This is a genomic window from Paludibacterium sp. B53371 (assembly GCF_018802765.1).
GTDB lineage: Bacteria > Pseudomonadota > Gammaproteobacteria > Burkholderiales > Chromobacteriaceae > Paludibacterium.
Map to the genome: position 1 here is coordinate 33,694 of NZ_CP069163.1, position 17,890 is coordinate 51,583.

The window sequence follows — 17,890 nt, forward strand, 5'->3', positions numbered from 1 at the left end:
AGGCGGCCTGTGTCGTGTTTATGCGTTGTTCAGCAAGTCGCGTACGGCGCTGAGGGCTTGCTGGTAAGGCGGGCGCAGGCGCAGGTTGCTGGCGCCATCCGGGCTTTGCACCACTACGGCCTTGGCGTGGGTGAAGCGGCGGAAGCCGTGGATGCCGTGGTAGGCCCCCATGCCCGAGGCACCGACACCGCCGAAGGGCAGGCTGTCGAGCGAGGCGTGGGTCATGACGTCGTTGATCACCAGGGCACCGGAGGTGGTTTGCTGCATGAAAGCGCGCTGGCGCCGGGCATCATGACCAAAATAATAGGCGGCCAGTGGGCGCGGGTGGGCATTGATATAGGCCACGGCTTCGTCAAAGCCGCCAATGGTCTTGACCGGCAGCAGCGGGCCGAAGATTTCTTCCTGCATGATGGCCATGTCGTCGGTCACGCCGAGGACCAGGTGCGGCACCATCTTGCGGCGGTGTGTTTCGGCATCGGCCTCGTCCTGTGCGGCCAGGCTGATGATGGTGGCGCCCCGGGCGCGGGCATCGTCCAGCAGGCTCTGCAGGCGCTCGAAATGGCGCGGGCTGATGATGGATGTGTAGTCCGGATTGTCGATGAAGTGGCGATAGGTGTCGGTGACGAACTGGCGCGCCGCTTCGATCACGCCCGGCAGTTGTTGCTCGGTCACCAGCAGGTAGTCAGGCGACAGGCAGATCTGCCCGGCGTTGAAGGCCTTGATGGTGAGGGTGCGGGCCAGGGCGGTCTGCAGGTCGGCATCCTGGTCGATGACGACCGGCGACTTGCCACCCAGTTCCAGGGTGACCGGTACCAGGTTTTCGGCGGCGGCGCGCATCACATGTTTGCCGACGGCGGTGCTGCCGGTAAAGACCAGATGATCGAAGGGCAGGGCGCTGAAGGCCTGGCCGACGGCGGCATCGCCGAGAACGACGACCAGTTCATCCGGCGAGAAGTAGCGGCCGACCAGTTCGGCCAGCAGGTCCGAGGTGCGCGGGGTCAGTTCCGACGGCTTGAGCATGGCGGTGTTGCCGGCGGCGAAGATCCCGGCCAGCGGGCCGAAGGACAGGTTGATCGGGAAGTTCCACGGGCTGATCACGCCGACCACGCCCAGCGGCTGGGGTTCGATCCAGGCCTGCATGTCCGGCGCCGGGGTCTCGGCGGGCTCGGGCTGCATCCAGGTTTCGACATGCTCTGCGGCATGTTCCAGACCCCGTACCGTGGTCAGCATGTCTGCCACCATCATTTGATATTCGCTGCGATGGTGGAAGTCGGCACTCATGGCCTCGGCCAGCGCCTGGTGGTTGTCGCGAATCAGCCTGGCGCTGCGCTGCAGTCGGTCGCGTCGCAGTGCCGCACTGGCCGGGCCGGCGCTCAGGTGGGCTCGTTTCATGGCGCTGAGGATGACCTGCAGATCGTGGTGGGATTGCTTGTCCATGTTCTATTTCTCCTTGTTGTTTTTCAGCGGCACTGCGCGCCGGATCAGATCACTTGCAGGGCAACGTCGATATTGCCGCGCACGGCGTTGGAGTAAGGGCAGGTTTCGTGGGCGGTGGCGACCAGGGCTTCGGCAGCCGCACGTTCGATCCCCGGCAGTTCGACGCTCAGGCTGATGGCCAGACCGAAGCCGCCTTCGATGCGCGGGCCGATGCCGACCTGGGCGGTGACTTTGGCGCTGTCCGGCACCTTGGGGTGGGCACCCTTGCTGAGGGAGGAAACGGTTTTCATGGCGCTGAGGAAGCAGGCGGCATAACCGGCGGCGAACAGTTGTTCCGGGTTGTTGCCGACATCCTTGCCGCCCAGTTCGTGCGGCAGGCCGAGCCAGACATTCAGCGAACCGTCACGGGTACGGGCATAACCATCACGGCCGCCGGTGGCGGTGGCTTCGGTTTGATACAGGACTTTGCTCAACATGGTGTTTTTCCTTGCTTGTTTGGTCTCGAAGACGATGGACACATAGTAGGCGTGACTGGCGTTTGGCCGCCAATAGGGGTATTTTGCTGGGGATATAAATAAATTTATGGTGCCGTATGTCGCTGGTTCGTCTTCGCACATTCATTGAGGTGTATCGACAGCATTCGATCACGGCGGCGGCTCGCAGCCTGAATCTGACTCAGCCGGCGGTGTCGCAGCACATTGCCGGGCTGGAGGTGGCACTGGGGCGACCGCTGTTCGAGCGGCAGAGTCAGGGGGTGGTGCCGACGGCCGCGGCCGATGAACTGGCGGCCGACATCGGCGACAAGCTGGATGCCGCCGAGGCGGCGCTGGCCACGGCACGCGCGCGTTCGGTGGATCTGGCCGGTTCGCTGCATATCATCGGCCACTCGGATTTCATGGCCGAGAAGCTGGCACCGGCGCTGCTGCCCTTGTTGCAGGGGGGGATCCGGGTGCGCATGCATACCGGTGACGGGCCGATGGTGACGCAGATGTTGCTGGAGGAGCACTACGATCTGGGGTTTTCGGCGCATCCGGTCACCGACCCGCGACTGAAGGGCGAGCTGGCGTTGAGCGATCAGGTGCTGGCGGTGGCGGCGCCTTCCGTGGCGCAACGGATCAGGGCTGGCGGGGACGTAGCGACTGCGTTGCTGGCTGAGCCGCTCCTGGCCTATAACCTGGAGCTGTCCCTGATTGATCAGTGGCTGATGAAGAACCGCATGCGCAGTACGGATCTGATTCCGGCACTGATCGGCCAGGACCTGCGCGGCTTGCGCAGCCTGCTGTGCCAGGGGTTCGGCTGGACCTTGCTGCCGCGCTATTTATGCGACAGTTTTCTCGCCAGCGGGCAACTGGAGGAGATCCCGCCGCCGGTGGGGTATACCGAAATCCGCTATTACCTGGTGTGGTTGCCGAGCAAGCTGCGCCAGCCGCGTATTGCCCATGCGCGCCAGACGCTGTTGTGGCAGCTGGGCGGGCAACGCCCCTGAGACGATCACCCGCCGCCCAGCCCCCAAACGGGGTCAGGTCTTGCATTTTGCATCAAGGACGCAAAATGCAAGACCTGACCCCGTGCTTGCCGTGCTTGTTTTGGCGGGTGTTCAGGTCGAGACGTGTGCGTCGCTGGCCTTGCCGATGTGCATCTGGCCTTGCTGGTTAAAGAACAGCGCCATGCTGGCGGTGTTGCCATTGGACGAGAGCAGGCTTGAGTAGCGTGCGATCACGGCGTTGATCTCACTCTGGCCGTTGGCCGCGCTGTAGTCCTGCTGGAACGCCTGGCTTTCGTCGAGCAGGTTCTTGAATTCGCTCAGGCCCTTGGCGGTCATCAGCTCGCGGTCCATGCCGGGGGTGTCCTGCAGGGCTTGTTTCAGCTGTGCAGCGTAGGGGTAGTCGGCCGGAAACTGGATTTGTCCGGCACCATCGTAGTTGATGCTGGCCGGTGCCGCCGGGATGCCGTTGGCGGCGAGAAAGGCCGGAAACGCCTGGTTAAGGTGTTGGGTGATGGCATCGATATTGCGCTGCGAGGGCATCAGCAGCGGCGGCAGTTCGCCGTTGATGACGGTGGACTTGGGGCCGAAGTAGTCATCGAGGTTCAGTGCCACATCGCCCTTGTCGGTATCGAGATGGACGGCGCCCTGGCGGCTGCCTGGCTGGTCGGCGGCCAGTCGGTCGCGTGCGGCGGCGGAGATCGTCACCACATCGGCAAAATTTGCCGTCTGCGCGGAGGGGGTGTTGCTGGTGTTGCGGGGGCCGGAGAGTGCCGAATAGGCGCTGGCCACCTGGCCTGCGCGGTAGCTTCCCTGAATCTGCATGATGCCATTCCTGATGCGGTAATGACATATGCAGAGCAATTTGCGTGCCAATATGACAATTTGGCAGGAGCGGTTTGCGCCGAGTAAGGGGGATAGCGTGGCGCACTTGGAGAGTGCGCCCTACGAGCCCCATTCACGTAGCCGCCATTCACGTAGGATGCATTCGCCGAAGGCAATGCATCAATGCAATGCATCAATGCAATGCGCCAATGCAACGCGCCAATGCCATGCGCCGATGCAACGCCCCCCTTCAACGCCCGTCGGTATAACGGGCGACAATCCGGTCGTAGCTGCCGTCCGCTTTCATGCGGGCCAGTTCGCGGCGCAGGGCGTTGGCTTTTTGGGCCGGGTAGTCCGGGTTGGCCGCCAGCCACAGCTTGACGGTCTGGAATGGCGGGCTGATCGATACTTTGCCGCGGTAGTGTTCGGCGCGCAGATAGTAGTTGGCCCGGATGGCGAAGGTGAACCAGGCGGAGATGTGATGTTGCATCAGCATGGTGACGCCGTTTTGCTCGTTCGGCAGGGCGACCACATTGGTGAACTGTTGCTGCTGCAGATAGTCGGCCATGGCCGAGCCCTGTTCCACGCCGATGAACATGCGCTGCCTGGCTTCGGCCAGGGTGCCGATCGGGGGACCATCCAGGGTGACGAAATGGTTTTGTGCGGTGTAGATGACGGCAATCCACTGGTACTGTTGCTCGCGCCGCGGGGTGCGGGACAGGCCGAAGATCAGGGTGTCGGGCGTCATGCTGGCGAGTTTCTGCGCCCGTACCCAGGGCAGAAACTGTGGATGAAAGGGCCAGTTGAGCCGGCGGTGGGCCGCTTGCACGATGTCATAGATCAGCCCGCGCGGGTGTTGCGCATCCTGGATGCTGAACGGCGGCAGGTCGGCGGTGACCTGACTGGGGATGGCGGCTGCCGGGCGCCAGGCCAGGGCGAGCAGGCTCAGTGTGCTCAGTAACAGGCAGCGTGGGAGTCCCGGGCGGTTCATGTCGCATCCTGAAGACGGGGTAGTGGCTTCATTTTAGCAGTGCCGGAGGGACCCGGAACGAACAACCGGGTCACGCCTCGTCGGCGTAGCGGGTCGCGACGTCGACGAAGCGGTCAAACAGCACCTCGAAGGCATCCACGATGTCCGGGTCGAAGTGCTTGCCGCGCTCGGCCAGGATCATGCTGCGGGCGGTCTCCAGTGGGAAAGGGTCCTTGTAGGCGCGGCGCGAGATCAGCGCGTCGAACACATCGGCCAGCGCCATCAGTCGCGCGGCCAGCGGAATCTGCCGGCCGGCCAGTCCGTCCGGATAGCCGGAACCGTCCCAGCGTTCGTGATGCCAGCGCGCCACTTGTTTGGCGAGGGCCAGAAACGCCACCGGCTGTTCGGCCTCATCCTCGGCCAGTTCGATGGCTGCCGCACCCAGGGCGGCATGGCGCTGCATGATGGCCCATTCTTCGCTGTCCAGTTTGCCCGGTTTGAGCAGGATGTGGTCGGGGATGCCAACCTTGCCGATATCGTGCAGCACGGCGGATTTGACCAGCAGCCGGACATAGGCCGGGGTGAGGTGTGGATCCTGATAGCCGTGCTTCAGCAGGTATTCGGCCAGCAGGGCAATGTATTCCTTGGTACGGCGCAGGTGGTTGCCGGTATCGTTGTCGCGGGTTTCTGCCAGATGTGCCAGCGCCAGGATGCTGACGTCCTGCACGATCTGGTTTTCGTGCATGCGGCGTTCGATTTCCTCTTCCAGCATGCCGTTGCGTGCACTCAGGCCGTCGCGCAGGTGTTTGAGCGTCAGATGGGTCTTGATGCGTGCCAGGACCACCGGCGGCCGGATGGGCTTGGTGATGTAGTCGATGGCGCCCAGGGTGAAACCGTGTTCTTCGTCGGTGGCGCCATCCAGGGCGGTGAGAAAGATCACCGGAATGCCCTGCCATTGCGGGTGCTGGCGCAGGGTCTGCATGACGGCGTAGCCATCCATCTCCGGCATCATCACATCCAGCAGGATCAGGTCGGGCAAGGGGCCCTGTTGCAGCAGGGTCAGGGCGGTGCGACCACTGTTGGCCACTCGTACGCGGTACAGCGGGCTCAATAGTTTGCCCAGCAGTTGCAGGTTGTCGGGCTGGTCGTCGACGATCAGCAGCAGGGGAGGATGGCCGATGCCGGGGGTCAGGGCGTTCACAGGGGGCTCTCCTGGCGCTGCGCGGAGGCCAGCAGCCTGTTGGTCAGCCGCAGGGCGGCGGCAAAGTCAAAGTGTTGCATGGCCTGGCTCAGCGCCCGCAGCTCGGTCACATCGAAGTAGGGCGCCAGCATGGCGTGTTGTGCCTCATGGAGCTGGCAGGCGCGGTAGTCGGCCTGCTGCAGCCAGTGCGCCAGCTCGCCCAGGACCTGCAGGGCCTGGGCCCGGTCGCCGGGCACGGCGTCGTCCGTGTCGTCCGGCACGGGCAGTGCCTGCCAGGCATGGCTCAGCCGCTGCAGTTCCTGCTCGACGGCCTGGTGCGCTGCTTGCCAGGGTTCGCCGGATTTCAGTGCCAGTTCCAGCCGGGCTGCCAGCGACTGCAGGGTGGTCAGGCGCATATTGCCGGCTGCGCCCTTGAGGGAGTGGGCCCACAGGATATCGGGGGTCTCCGGTACGGTGCTGAAACGCTGCTGTAGTCTGCCCAGCATGCGCCAGTAGAAGTCGATGTCGTCGCCCAGGGCGTGCAGGCCGGCTTCGGCATCCATGCCGCTGATGGTGCTCAGTCGCTGGCGCAGGCTGTGCTCGGCGTTGGCTGGTTCGACTTTGCCGGCCAGCGCGGGCCGGTCGGTTTCGCTGCCGGGCAGCCAGCGCAGCAGGGCATCGAACAGCAGGTCGGGTTCGACCGGCTTGGCGACGAAGTCGTCCATGCCGACGGCCAGGCAGCGCTGGCGATCTTCGCTGAAGACATTGGCGCTCATGGCCAGGATGGGGGTGTGGCGATAGGCGGGCAGTGCGCGGATGGCGCGGCAGGCTTCGATGCCGTCCATGACCGGCATCTGCACGTCCATGAGGATCAGGGCGTAGGGCTGGGCGGTGGTCATCTGGACGGCCTGCCGGCCGTCATTGGCGATGTCCACCAGCAGGCCGGTGCGTTGCAGCATGGCCAGCGCGACTTGCTGGTTGATCTCGTCGTCTTCGACCAGCAGGATGCGCTGGCCGGCATGGTCGCGGTTGAGCTGGTGTTCTGCCTGCAGCCACGGGGTGCTGTTGGGGGTGGCGACCGGGAGGGCGCCTTCGCGCAGGCGGGCGGTGAACCAGAACAGGCTGCCCTGGCCCTCGTGTGAGGCGACGCCGGCTTCGCCGTCCATCAGGGCGGCGAGGTGGCGGGTGATGGCCAGGCCGAGGCCGGTGCCGCCGAAGCGGCGGGTGGTGGAGGTGTCGCCCTGTTCAAAGGCTTGAAACAGGTTGCCGATGCGTTCGGCGGCGATGCCGGGGCCGGTGTCTTCGACTTCGAAGCGTACCCACAGGTCGGGGCCGATGCAGCGTTCGAGGCGGCAGCGCAGGGTGACGCTGCCGTGGGTGGTGAATTTGACGGCATTGGTGGCGTAGTTGAGCAGGGCCTGGCGCAGCCGGGTCAGGTCGCCCTGCAGGGCGTTGGGCACGGCATCGGTATCGAGGCGGATGCTCAGGTCTTTGGCCTGGGCGGCCGGGGCGATGAGTGCGCTGACGTGGTGCAGCAGTTCGGTGAGGGAGAAGTCGACGCTTTCGAGGGTCAGTTTGCCGGCCTCGATCTTGGAGAGGTCGAGGATGTCGTTGATGATGGTGAGCAGGTGTTTGCCGGCGGCGTTGATCTGGTCGACCTGGGCGAGTTGTTCGGGGCTGAGCGGGCTGCGCTGCAGCAGCAGGCCGAAGCCGATGATGGCGTTCATCGGGGTACGGATTTCATGGCTCATATTGGCGAGGAAGGCGCTCTTGGCGACGTTGGCGGCTTCGGCCTGTTCGCGGGCGATGACCAGTTGCTCGGTGCGCTGGTTGACGCGGATTTCCAGTTCTTCGGTCAGTTGTTTGTAGCGTGCCTCGCTGCGTCGCAATGCCTGTTCGGCGTTCATGCGCTCGGTGATGTCTTCGGTGCAGATGATGATGCCGCCGATCATGTCGTTGCTGGTTTCCCAGGGGCTGACGGCCCAGCGGGTCCATTGCACGCTGCCGTCGGCGTGCACCATCATGTCGGCTTCTTTTTCTATCGCCCGGCCGGCCAGCCCTTGCTGATGGGCGATGCGCCAGGCATCCGGAATGTCCGGATGGAGCACATAGTGGTTCTGTCCGATCACATCCTGCAGGTCCGGGCAGTGTTCTTCGATCCAGCGGTCGCTGACGGCCAGGTAGTTCATGTTGCGGTCCAGCATGGCCAGGGCGACCGGTGCCTGCATGATGAATTGCTTGAGCTGCATTTCGGTCTGCCGGCGCAACTTGAGGTTGCTGGAGAAGTGCCAGGCTGCGAGCAGGGCCAGTACGGCCGTGGTGATCAGGATGGCGGTTTGCGGCATGTCGGCCAGCACGGTGCGCATCACCCGGTCCTGCGGGGTGCTGATCAGCACGCCAAACCCGCTGGGCGGATTGCGTACGAAGCTGCTGATGACGGTTTGTCCGGTCGGGTCCGGGTGTGTGAAGACCCCGGATGCCCCGGCCTTGACTGGTGCCAGAACCTTGTCTGCCAGCAGTTCGCCGGCTTTCTGCCCCTGATCGTCGCTCCTGGCGATGATTCTGGCGTTGCCATCGAACACCAGGGCCGTCCAGCCTGACGGGTAATCCTGTTTCATCAGGTAGCGCTGGAATTCGCTGTGATGCAGCACAAAGGTCAGGACGTAGATGACTTTGCCGCGGGCGATGACGGGCACGTCGAGCAGGATTTCGAGTTGACCGGACAGGGTGCCGATCACCAGATTGGATAATTGCGGTTTGCCAGAGGCAAAGATGGCCTTGAGACGCTGGCGGTTTTTGCTGACCGGCAGGGGCTGGCCATAGGGAATCAGGGTGTTGACCACTTGCTGGCCGGATTCGGCCGTCAGGGCGATGTGGTCGCACAGAGCCGAAGCGCGCAGGATGCGCAGGGCCTGTTCATGGACCAGGGCGAAACGTTGGTTGACGATATCGTCATCCAGCGCGGCGGCCACCGAGCGGGCGGTGCGGATTTCATCGAAAAGCTGTTGTGTGACCCAGCGGTTGCTGGCATTGGCGGACAGCCGCAGATCGGATTCGAGCTGTGTCTTGACCCGCATGTATTGAGCCATGCCGGTCACGGCCACCAGGGTGAAGGTCAGCAGCAGTGCCAGCAGCAGTAACCAGGTGAGCCGTCTGTTGGGGTGGGGTGGGTTGTTCATCGCTTGCTCTGCGGGGACATGGCCGGGTCCGTTTTTTCACATTTCTTAAGAATAGCCATTTCTTTCAGTGGATTCTGCTGAAATGGCGGCGAGCAATGGGTTGATGTGTTGCAGGGCGGCGGCAAAGTCATAGTTCTGCATGGCCTGGTTCAGTGGCTGCAGTGCCGCCGCCGGATAGTTGGCGATCAGCAGTGCCTGTTGTGCTTCATACAGCTGGCAGGCGCGGAAATCGGCTTCGCGCAGCCAGTGCGCCAGCTCGTTCAATACCTGCCTTGTCTGCGCCAGATCGGGGGCGGTCGCACGGCGGTGGTCGTCCGGCGCGGGCAGTGTCTGCCAGGCATGGCTCAGCCGCTGCAGTTCCTGCTCGACGGCCTGGCGCGCTGCTTGCCAGGGTTCGCCGGATTTCAGTGCCAGTTCCAGCCGGGCTGCCAGCGACTGCAGGGTGGTCAGGCGCATATTGCCGGCTGCGCCCTTGAGGGCGTGAGCCCACAGCACGTCAGGGGTCTCGGGCACGCTGGCGTAGCGTTGTTGCAGTTTGTCCAGCATGCGCCAGTAGAAGTCGATGTCGCCGCCCAGGGCGTGCAGGCCGGCTTCGGCATCCATGCCGCTGATGGTGCTCAGTCGCTGGCGCAGGCTGTGCTCGGCGTTGGCTGGTTCGACTTTGTCGGCCAGCGCGGGCCGGTCGGTTTCGCTGCCGGGCAGCCAGCGCAGCAGGGCATCGAACAGCAGGTCGGGTTCGACCGGCTTGGCGACGAAGTCGTCCATGCCGACGGCCAGGCAGCGCTGGCGATCTTCGCTGAAGACATTGGCGCTCATGGCCAGGATGGGGGTGTGGCGATAGGCGGGCAGTGCGCGGATGGCGCGGCAGGCTTCGATGCCGTCCATGACCGGCATCTGCACGTCCATGAGGATCAGGGCGTAGGGCTGGGCGGTGGTCATCTGGACGGCCTGCCGGCCGTCATTGGCGATGTCCACCAGCAGGCCGGTGCGTTGCAGCATGGCCAGCGCGACTTGCTGGTTGATCTCGTCGTCTTCGACCAGCAGGATGCGCTGGCCGGCATGGTCGCGGTTGAGCTGGTGTTCTGCCTGCAGCCACGGGGTGCTGTTGGGGGTGGCGACCGGGAGGGCGCCTTCGCGCAGGCGGGCGGTGAACCAGAACAGGCTGCCCTGGCCCTCGTGTGAGGCGACGCCGGCTTCGCCGTCCATCAGGGCGGCGAGGTGGCGGGTGATGGCCAGGCCGAGGCCGGTGCCGCCGAAGCGGCGGGTGGTGGAGGTGTCGCCCTGTTCAAAGGCTTGAAACAGGTTGCCGATGCGTTCGGCGGCGATGCCGGGGCCGGTGTCTTCGACTTCGAAGCGTACCCACAGGTCGGGGCCGATGCAGCGTTCGAGGCGGCAGCGCAGGGTGACGCTGCCGTGGGTGGTGAATTTGACGGCATTGGTGGCGTAGTTGAGCAGGGCCTGGCGCAGCCGGGTCAGGTCGCCCTGCAGGGCGTTGGGCACGGCATCGGTATCGAGGCGGATGCTCAGGTCTTTGGCCTGGGCGGCCGGGGCGATGAGTGCGCTGACGTGGTGCAGCAGTTCGGTGAGGGAGAAGTCGACGCTTTCGAGGGTCAGTTTGCCGGCCTCGATCTTGGAGAGGTCGAGGATGTCGTTGATGATGGTGAGCAGGTGTTTGCCGGCGGCGTTGATCTGGTCGACCTGGGCGAGTTGTTCGGGGCTGAGCGGGCTGCGCTGCAGCAGCAGGCCGAAGCCGATGATGGCGTTCATCGGGGTACGGATTTCATGGCTCATATTGGCGAGGAAAGCGCTCTTGGCGACGTTGGCGGCTTCGGCCTGTTCGCGGGCGATGACCAGTTCTTCGGTGCGCTGTGCCACCAGTTCTTCCAGGTGGTGGCGGTGGCGGTCGAGCTCTTGCCCGAGGCGTTTTTTCTCGGTGATATCTTCCTGTACCGAGACGAAATGGGTGATGGTGCCATCCGGCTGCCGGATCGGGGTGACGATGGCGAAGTCGATGTATTCGGTGCCGTCCTTGCGCCGGTTGTAAAACTCGCCGCGCCAGCTTTCGCCGCGCATCAGGGCCTGTGCCAGCTCGCGGAAGACTTCCGGCGGCGTCAGCCCGGACTGCAGCAGGCGCGGATGCTGGCCGAGGATTTCATCGCGCTGGTAGCCGCTATTGCGTACGAAGGCGTCATTGACGAATTCGATCTCGCCTTTCAGGTTGGTGATCAGCACGCTCTCCGGGCTTTGTTCGATGGCGCTGGAGAGCTTGCGCAGGGTTTCCTGCGCCTGTTCGCGCTGGGTGACATCCATGGCTTGTACCACCACCGCCTGCTTGCCGCCAAAGCGAATCTTGTGTGCCGTGATCTCCGCCAGCATTTCCCGTCCGTCGCGGGTCTGGTAGCGCATGATGCCCAGGTTGGATTCGCCGGCCTCGACCTGGGCCACCTTGATGGCCACGATGGCACGTTCTTTCGGGGGGCGAATGTCCAGCAGCGTCATGGCGAGAAAGGCGTCCCGCTCGTAGCCGAAGCGCTGCAGGGCGGCATCGTTGACGGCGAGGAAGGCCAGGGTTTGCGGATCGTGGATCCACATGGCCTGCGGGTTGGCATCGAACAGGTCGCGATAGCGTGCCTCCTGCTGCCTGCGTTCGCTTTCTGCCTGTTTGCGTTCGGTGATGTCGCGGCCGACGCCCAGCACGCCGATCAGCCGGTGTTCGCTGTCGAACATCGGCACCTTGATGGTTTCGATGATTTCGCGGTGGCCGTCACTGGCGAAGGCGACTTCTTCTTCCAGGATGTCTGCCTCGCCGCTGGCGATGACGCGGCGGTCGGCGGCCAGAAAGGCGTCGGCCTGGCTGGCGTCGACAAAGTCGTAGTCGGTCTTGCCGACAATGCCTGATTCGTCGCAGCCGAAGAATTGGGCAAAGCGCTGGTTGCACGACAGATAGACCCCGCGGGCATCTTTCAGCCAGATCATATCCGGCAGGGTGTCCACCAGGGTGCGCAGCATCTGGCGCTCGGCTTGCCTGGCCTGGTCTGCTTGCACCCGGTCAGCGATGTCGCGGCAGGCGCCATAGGCGCTGCCGTCTGGCAGCAGGATGGCGTTGATCTCGACCAGGGCGAGGCCGCCCTGTTTCTTGCTCAGGCGCAGCTCGCAGCGCACATGCCCGTTTTGCTGCAGTTCGCTGAACAGGCGCTGGGCCAGGGGCAGGTCTTCGGGCGGGGTGATGTCGGGGAAGGCCATGCGCAGCAGCTCGTTGTCCTCATAGCCGAGCAGTTCACAGGCCTTCTGGTTGACATAGGTGTAATGGCCGCGCTGGTCGGCGACGAACACCGGATCGGCGGCCAGGTCCAGCATCAGGCGCAGGCGTTCATCACTGGCGGCATGGGCCTGGCGTGCCTGTTGCTGTTGTAAGCGATGGATGAGCACGCTGTAGACCACGCCGGAGAGGACGAAGATCAGGGTGCGCAGCGCCGTGTCCAGTACGCTCTGCCAGCTGCCGATGTCCAGGGTGTTGAGAAAACCGAAACCGAGCAGGACCGACACCAGGGTCGCCAGCAGGCCGCCTTCCAGACCGGTCAGGCTGGCGGCAAAAAACACGGCCGGGTAGAAGCACAGCCAGATCAGCGGCTTGATGTGGGGCCAGAGCCACCATTGCAGTGCGGCACCCAGCACGGGGAACGACACGGCCAATAGCAGGTTGTTTCGTCTTTGTACCCTCATGCCAGACGCGCTACCTTTCTCGTTGGGCCGAGGGATTCGCGGGACGGTACCGAAATGTCAGGCCTGTCGTTTCTTTATAGTCGAGCGGACCGGCAATACGGATGTCATTTTTTCAGGCGATTTGTGCCGCCAGCGTGCTGCCCTGCAGGTGTTGAATCAGCGCCACCAGCGCGGCGGAAGGATGGCTGCGCGAGGGGTAGATCATGTAGTAGTCGGAGGGCCGTACCGGGACATCGGGCAGCACCTCGGCCAGTTGCTGCTGTTGCAGCGCCTGGCGGCAGACAAAGGCGGGCAGCATGGCGATGCCGCGGCCATGGATGGCCAGCTGGCACAGGCTCAGCAGGCTGTTGCTGCTGCTGGCGCGGTCGGGCAGGACCAGCGGCTGGCTGCCCTGGTCCTGCTGCAGGTACCAGATGGGGGCGGAGAGGTGGCGCAGCAGGCGGTGGCGGCTCAGTTCGGCCGGCGAGGCGGGTTGCCCGTGTGCCTGCAGATAGGCCGGCGCGGCCACCAGCTGGCGTCGTACGCTGCCGATTTTGCGCGAGACATAGCTGGAGTCGTCGAGCTTGCCGGTGCGGATGGCCAGATCGATGCCTTCGGCAATGAGGTCCAGCGGTTCATCGCTGGCGATCAGTTGAACCCGCACCTCGGGATAGCGTTGTTCGAAGTCGGCCAGCAGCGGTGGCAGCAGCAGGATGGCCGAGGCCTCCGGGCTGGTGATGCGCAGGCTGCCGGCGGGCTGGTCGCGCATCAGTGACAGGGCGGCGTTGCCGGCCTCGACCTGCTCCAGCATGGCCTGGCAGTAGTGCAGATAGGTTTTGCCGGCTTCGGTGAGGCTGAGCTTGCGGGTGGTTCGCTGCAGCAGGCGGATTTGCAGGATGGCCTCCAGCTCGGCCACGCGCTGGCTGACGGTGGACTTGGGCAGCTGCAGCTGTTCGGCGGCCAGGGTAAAGCTGCCGGCTTCGGCAACACGGGCAAAGATGGCCATCAGATTGAGCGGGAACATATTGTTCGTGTGTGCGGATAGTTAATTCGAATTATCAGTATTTATCCTCATAATCGGCTTGTCTACACTGGCAACCATTCCATCCCTTCCTGAACGGAGAATGAGCATGAAAAAACTGACTGTTGTCGCCACGATTACCGCCAAGCCGGGTTACGAACAAGCGGTCGAAGCTGCCCTGCTGGCACTGATCGAACCGAGCCGCCACGACGAAGGTTTCATTCAGTACGACCTGCATCGCGAACTGGATAAGCCGAATGTGTTTGTGTTTTACGAAAACTGGGCCAGCAAGGATCTGCTCGACAAGCATCTGCAGTCGCCGCATCTGGCCGACTATCAGCGCAAGGTGGACGGGATGATCGCATCCTGGGATCTGAAGCTGATGGAACAGATCGGCTGACATCGATGGACGGCGCAATGGAAGATTGCGCCCAAGGTAGGATGCATTCGCGTAGGATGCATTCGCGTAGGATGCATTCGCCGAAGGCAATGCATCAATGCAATGCATCAATGCAATGCATCATCAACCCGGGGTCAGGTCTTTCATTTTGCATCAGGACGCAAAATGAAAGACCTGACCCCGTTGTTATGCGTTTTCTTCGCCGCCGGTCATGACGCAGTTCTTGCCGGCGGCTTTGGCCTGGTACAGCGCGGCATCCGAGATGGCCAGCAGTTCGTTCCAGTGGGCATGTTGCGGACGGCGCTGGGCCACGCCGATGCTGACGGTGAGGGTCAGTCCACCCTGTGGCGAAGCCAGCTGGCTCTGCGCCACGGCCTGGCGAATGCGCTCGGCGCTGGCGCGTGCCTGCTGCAGGTCGGTGTCGGGTAGCAGGGCAACAAATTCTTCGCCGCCGTGGCGGCACCAGATGTCGGCCTGGCGCAGGGTGGTCTGGGCAACGCGCGAGACCAGTACCAGTGCCTGATCGCCGGTCTGGTGGCCATAGCGGTCGTTGAAGGCCTTGAAGTTGTCGATATCCAGCGAGAGCACGGACAGTGGCTGTTGTTGGCGCCGACCCCAGGCCCGGTCGATGAATTCGCTCAGGGCGCGGCGGTTGTAGGCGCCTGTCAGCATGTCCAGACGGGCCTGGTCGTTGAGTTCTTCCTGTAGTTTCTGTGAGGTCTGCAGGGATAGCAGCATGGTCAGCATCGGGAAGATCGTCACCGAGCCGATGAGCAGCATGATCTGCGGGGCATGGGGCGGGAGCGGTCCGAGCAGGCCGAAGACTTCTTCGCCCAGTTTCAGGAGAAAGATGGCGACCGAGATGAGCTGCAGGAAGGCAATGGCGCGAAATGTCTGGCGCCGGCTGCGGCTGTCGCTGCTCAGGCAGGCGTGGATGCTGGCCAGATCGAACAGGATCAGCAAGAGGTGGTGTACCAGGGTCTGGCCGGGATCGCTGGGCTGGACATAGCCGTACCAGATCATGCCGAACAGTGCCAGGCCACAGAGGGCGAGGCCGAGTTTCTGAGGCGGCTGGCGGCCGCAGGCCTTGATGATGCCGAAGTCGAAGATCATCCAGCCGGGAAACAGCAGGGCGTTGGAGAGGATTTCGGATATCCCGGAAGAGACCAGATGGCGCAAGGCCATCAGGAACAGTCCGGCCGCGGTCAGCCCGGCGCCGATGGCCCAGTCGCGTGCGGGCGGGTAGTTGCGCTGAACGCTCCACAGGTAGGCCAGTACCACCGCCAGGCCAACCCGGACGGCAACGTAAACCAGGGCGATGGTTCTGAGATCTAACAGGGGCGACATACCATTTCCTGCTGGCATCGGTACGCCGCCAGTATACATCCATATCGCATGCGAACGACCGCCAAAGCCTTGATCCAGGCCAAGTGCGGCAGCTGGCTGCCTTGCCTTGCCGCTACTCGCTCCATAGAGTGGCGAATGCTTACCTCATGATCCTATTAGGTGTCCCATGATGAAATACAGCATGTACCTTGTTCCGTTGCTGGCCTTGTGGATGGGCAGCCTGGCGCAGGCGCAGGATGAGCGGATCCATTACGGTATCGCCGCCGGGCCTGCCGAGCGCTATGGCGCCAGTTTCCTGCCGCCCGCCGGGCCGGGCTGGCAGATGGAGCGCAACCGGGCGGCGGGGGTGGACCTGATCAAACCGGGACCTTCCAGGGATGAAAACCAGCAGATTGATACGGCATTGATCCGCGTGGACCAGCCTGAACTGTCTGTGAGCGATTTTTTGCCGATCCTGCGCCGTCATCTGGAGTCGGGGTATGCCGAGGGCAAACTGAAGCTCGTCACGCTGGATCTCAAGGTGGATGCCAGGCTGAAGCGTTGTATCCGGGGGCACTTGCTGTTGGTGGATGACACGCAGAATGAGGCCCAGGGCAAGTGGTACAGCGAGCAATATTTGCTGTCATGCCGTTTTGCGCCCGGCGGCAAGCTGGGCACCGAGATTCGCTATTACCAGCGCTATTTCGACGGCCATCAGGATCCGGCCTTTGCGCAAAAAGCCAATCAGTTGCTGGACAGCGTCGAGCTGGCCAGCTAATTACCGAACAACAGCGAACAACAGGGGGTCAGGTCTTTCATTTTGCACCCGGATGCAAAATGAAAGACCTGACCCCCTGTTGTTGACCCCTTGTGGTGGGCTCAATGTGCCGTGAGGGTGTGCATCATCATTTGCAGCAAGGCGTCGGCATCGACGTCGGCGCAAACGGCCTGGGAGGGGATGTCCTGCCAGGCGTTGCTGCGGTATGAACGGCCGCTGGCGTTCTGGATGGTCTGGCCGACGGCAATGCCGTCGGTGACGACGCGGATCGGGCCGTGTCGCAGCTGGAACAGTGCCGGGTTGATGACGTAGGCGACGGCACTGGCGTCGTGGACGAAGCAGCCGTCGATTTTCTCCTGGCGGGCATAGAACGACAGGTATTGCTGCGAGATCTGCCACAGCAGGCGACCGTGTTCGCCGCCCTGGTCGCGCAGTTGCTGGAATAGGGTGCGCGGCATCAGTACCTGGTGGGTGACGTCCAGGCCGACCATCACCACGGGCCAGGGCGCGGTGAGTACCTGGTCGGCGGCGTAGGGGTCGCACAGGATGTTGGCTTCGGCCACCGGGCTGACGTTGCCGCCCGGGGCGTGGATGGCAAACGCGCCGCCCATGATCACGACCTGGCGCACCAGGCCGGCAATTTCCGGGTCTTCTTTCAGGGCCAGCGCCAGGTTGGTCAGCGGGGCGACGGCCACCAGGGTGACTTCACCGGGGTGCTGACGCACGGTGTCGATGATCAGCCGGTGTGCCGGGCGCGGGTCGGGCTGGCGCCGGGGCGGGGCGATGGGGCCGATGTTGCCCAGGGCATCCTCGCCATGCACCATCGCCGGCACATGGTCTTTCCTGCCGACCAGCGGCTGGCTGGCGCCGCGGGCGACCGGGGCGTCGATGCCGAAGCGTTCGCACAGATAGAGGGCGTTGCGGGTGGTGATGTCGGTGTGGGCATTGCCGTGCACGGTGGTGATGCCGAGCAGTTCGATGTCGGGATGGCGGTGCAGCAGGTATAGCGCCATGGCATCGTCGATGCCGGGGTCGGTATCGAACAGGACTTTGTGTCGGGTCTGGGCGGTCATGAGGCGGCTTTGTTTCGATGGCAAGACGATATCTTACTGCCATGCCATCGCGCATGGCCATTCAGAATCCGGATTGCCCTTGGGGTCAGTCGCTCAGCAGCTGGGGCTCGGCCACGGTGCGCGGTGTCAGCGGCGGCAGACCGATGCCGGCACGCAGGCGCTGGCAATCCGGATTGGGTTGGCCGTCATCGAGCCAGCTGTTGAAGGCGCGGCACGGGCTGGGGCGCTGTGGATAGATGCTGCAGCGGATATCGGGGCTGCCGAGGGTGCCGCGCAGGGCGATGCAGCGACCGTTGCCGGTTTCGGTGCCTTTCATGCAGGCCATGACCGGGTTGAGCTGGCTGGCGAGTTCGGCCGGCACGATGCCGCCGGAGCCGCCGGTCAGTTCGCCGCAATAGAATGACACGCGGAAGTGGGCGCAGCAGGCGCCGCAGGTCGTGCAGGGGTTGTCGGAGGGGGCCGTGTTGAGGATGCGGTCTTCAGTCATCGTCAAAAAGTCCGTCAGGCAGGGTTTGT

14 protein-coding genes are annotated in these 17,890 nt (G+C 63.7%); 3 read left to right on the forward strand and 11 right to left on the reverse strand.

The window, feature by feature from the left end; genetic code table 11:
- Positions 1-18 precede the first annotated feature (18 nt).
- A complete protein-coding gene (locus tag JNO51_RS00155) occupies positions 19-1,437 on the reverse strand; it encodes a coniferyl aldehyde dehydrogenase (RefSeq protein WP_215779927.1) in 1,419 nt (472 codons plus the stop codon).
- Positions 1,438-1,481: 44 nt separating this feature from the next.
- Positions 1,482-1,913 (reverse strand): organic hydroperoxide resistance protein, encoded by a 432-nt coding sequence (locus tag JNO51_RS00160; protein ID WP_215779929.1) that lies wholly within the window; start codon positions 1,911-1,913, stop codon positions 1,482-1,484.
- Positions 1,914-2,029: 116 nt separating this feature from the next.
- On the opposite strand from JNO51_RS00160, the gene JNO51_RS00165 reads away from it, so the two are divergent.
- Positions 2,030-2,923 carry a LysR family transcriptional regulator gene (locus JNO51_RS00165; RefSeq protein ID WP_215779942.1) on the forward strand — a complete coding sequence of 298 codons (894 nt, stop codon included), beginning with the start codon at positions 2,030-2,032 and terminating at the stop codon, positions 2,921-2,923.
- A 111-nt stretch (positions 2,924-3,034) separates the two neighbouring features.
- Here JNO51_RS00165 and JNO51_RS00170 read toward each other — a convergent pair whose 3' ends face one another.
- The 6 genes from JNO51_RS00170 to JNO51_RS00195 all read right to left on the reverse strand — a co-directional run bounded on the left by JNO51_RS00170 (position 3,035) and on the right by JNO51_RS00195 (position 13,800).
- Positions 3,035-3,745 carry a hypothetical protein gene (locus JNO51_RS00170; protein ID WP_215779944.1) on the reverse strand — a complete coding sequence of 237 codons (711 nt, stop codon included), beginning with the start codon at positions 3,743-3,745 and terminating at the stop codon, positions 3,035-3,037.
- A gap of 250 nt (positions 3,746-3,995) precedes the next feature.
- The gene (locus JNO51_RS00175) at positions 3,996-4,736 is read right to left on the reverse strand and encodes an ABC transporter substrate-binding protein (protein ID WP_215779946.1); all 741 of its coding nucleotides are present in this window, start codon (positions 4,734-4,736) and stop codon (positions 3,996-3,998) included.
- A 70-nt stretch (positions 4,737-4,806) separates the two neighbouring features.
- Complete coding sequence (locus JNO51_RS00180) at positions 4,807-5,916, reverse strand: two-component system response regulator (protein ID WP_252346138.1); 1,110 nt, start codon at positions 5,914-5,916, stop codon at positions 4,807-4,809.
- On the reverse strand, positions 5,913-9,074 hold the full coding sequence (locus JNO51_RS00185; protein WP_215779948.1) for a response regulator: 3,162 nt from the start codon (positions 9,072-9,074) through the stop codon (positions 5,913-5,915). Before JNO51_RS00185 ends, JNO51_RS00180 begins: the two co-directional genes overlap by 4 nt.
- Before the next feature lie 45 nt (positions 9,075-9,119).
- Entirely contained in the window at positions 9,120-12,797 is a 3,678-nt protein-coding gene (locus JNO51_RS00190; protein WP_215779950.1) for a PAS domain S-box protein, read from the reverse strand.
- Between the two features lie 112 nt (positions 12,798-12,909).
- Positions 12,910-13,800: a LysR family transcriptional regulator gene (locus JNO51_RS00195; protein WP_215779952.1), complete on the reverse strand. Its 891-nt coding sequence runs from the start codon at positions 13,798-13,800 to the stop codon at positions 12,910-12,912.
- Positions 13,801-13,906: 106 nt separating this feature from the next.
- Between JNO51_RS00195 and JNO51_RS00200 the strand changes: the two genes are divergently transcribed.
- Entirely contained in the window at positions 13,907-14,197 is a 291-nt protein-coding gene (locus JNO51_RS00200) for a putative quinol monooxygenase (RefSeq protein ID WP_215779954.1), read from the forward strand.
- A gap of 186 nt (positions 14,198-14,383) precedes the next feature.
- Here the strand turns inward: JNO51_RS00200 and JNO51_RS00205 are convergent, their stop codons facing one another.
- Positions 14,384-15,544 (reverse strand): GGDEF domain-containing protein, encoded by a 1,161-nt coding sequence (locus JNO51_RS00205; protein WP_215779957.1) that lies wholly within the window; start codon positions 15,542-15,544, stop codon positions 14,384-14,386.
- A gap of 181 nt (positions 15,545-15,725) precedes the next feature.
- Between JNO51_RS00205 and JNO51_RS00210 the strand changes: the two genes are divergently transcribed.
- Entirely contained in the window at positions 15,726-16,301 is a 576-nt protein-coding gene (locus JNO51_RS00210) for a hypothetical protein (RefSeq protein ID WP_215779959.1), read from the forward strand.
- A gap of 101 nt (positions 16,302-16,402) precedes the next feature.
- On the opposite strand, the gene JNO51_RS00215 is transcribed toward JNO51_RS00210, so the two are convergent.
- Together JNO51_RS00215 and JNO51_RS00220 are read right to left on the reverse strand one after the other, a co-directional pair.
- Positions 16,403-17,374 (reverse strand): nucleoside hydrolase, encoded by a 972-nt coding sequence (locus tag JNO51_RS00215; RefSeq protein WP_215779962.1) that lies wholly within the window; start codon positions 17,372-17,374, stop codon positions 16,403-16,405.
- A gap of 85 nt (positions 17,375-17,459) precedes the next feature.
- Positions 17,460-17,861: a YkgJ family cysteine cluster protein gene (locus JNO51_RS00220; RefSeq protein WP_215779964.1), complete on the reverse strand. Its 402-nt coding sequence runs from the start codon at positions 17,859-17,861 to the stop codon at positions 17,460-17,462.
- Between the last annotated feature and the right edge of the window lie 29 nt (positions 17,862-17,890).